1 protein-coding gene is annotated in these 1,067 nt (G+C 51.4%); it reads right to left on the reverse strand.

Annotated elements, in window-relative coordinates; all coding sequences use genetic code 11:
• A partial coding sequence (locus KDK17_RS17395) for a hypothetical protein (protein WP_257288670.1) occupies positions 1-1,067 on the reverse strand: 1,067 nt, incomplete at both ends.

The raw sequence follows: 1,067 nt of genomic DNA on the forward strand, positions 1-1,067 counted from the left end.
CCAGAAAGGCTGAAGGTTTGACCCAGTAATCATTGAGCTGATGCTCAACCGCTGCGGTCTGAGCCTGCATCAAGGTGTCATGGATAGCCTTGATCAGCTCAGATTCAGACACGCCAGCGGCGTTAGCATAAGGTGCCATAGTATCCTGAACATTGGCCAGGAATGCTGCCGTCCTGCGGCCGTTATTAAAGGCAATATCATCAAGGACGTAGTTGGCGATGACCGCAGCTGCGTACTCTTTCATGCCAGCAACAGACACTTTCATAGCCGCCGGGGCAGTCACAGCAGGAAAAATATGCAGAATGAATTCCCCGGCACCCCTGTTGGACAGCGTCCGGAGAGCGGCCTTGAAGTGAGTCAACTTGACGCTGTGTTTGTAGCCAAGGAAGTGTTCAAATTCATTCACTGTCTGATAGTCATCAATTCCTCTGACGGCCTCTATGTAGTTCCAAAGTTCAACCTTGCTGATCAGGCCTTCTTGCAGCAGAGTTATGATCCTGTTACCGCTGGCAGAACGGGTAGCGAAGTATTCCCGGAAGCTTTTCAGAGTCGGTTCATCCCCGATTAAGCGAATCGCTGATTTGCCCATGCCGAAAATTTCTTTGTCGTATTCTTCAGCCCCGGATCCCATCTCATCTCTGGCCCTGTGCACTAGTGTCTGGATTTCTTGCAGAGGGCAGGGCTCGTCGAGGTATTCAGGGAAGATTGTCTTCAGGTCCCTGAAGATTTGCACGATTCGACTGGTCTGATCAAACGACAGTTTGTCTCCAACCTGTACATGCAAGCGCAACGATGCAAATTCATCGTCAAAATCGTAAGTCGGAAGGTCGGGTATTGCCTTACCGTGCATTACGGCTAATTCGGCCAGACCATTTGCGACTTGCAGGGCCTGTCGTTTGAGAGGGTGCTGCTGTGCGTATAGGTGGATAGCGTACAAAACTTCTGCCTGTTCCGGCGTGTACTGGAAGGAACCACCTTTATTTTCGACCTCTTCCCCGGTAGCCTTCAGGGCTGGTTTGTCAGTGGCTACCTCTTCCCCGGTAGCCTCCAGGGATGGTTTGTCAGTG

Source organism: Endozoicomonas sp. SESOKO2, from assembly GCF_024606245.1.
In the GTDB taxonomy this organism is placed as follows: Bacteria; Pseudomonadota; Gammaproteobacteria; order Pseudomonadales; family Endozoicomonadaceae; genus Endozoicomonas_A.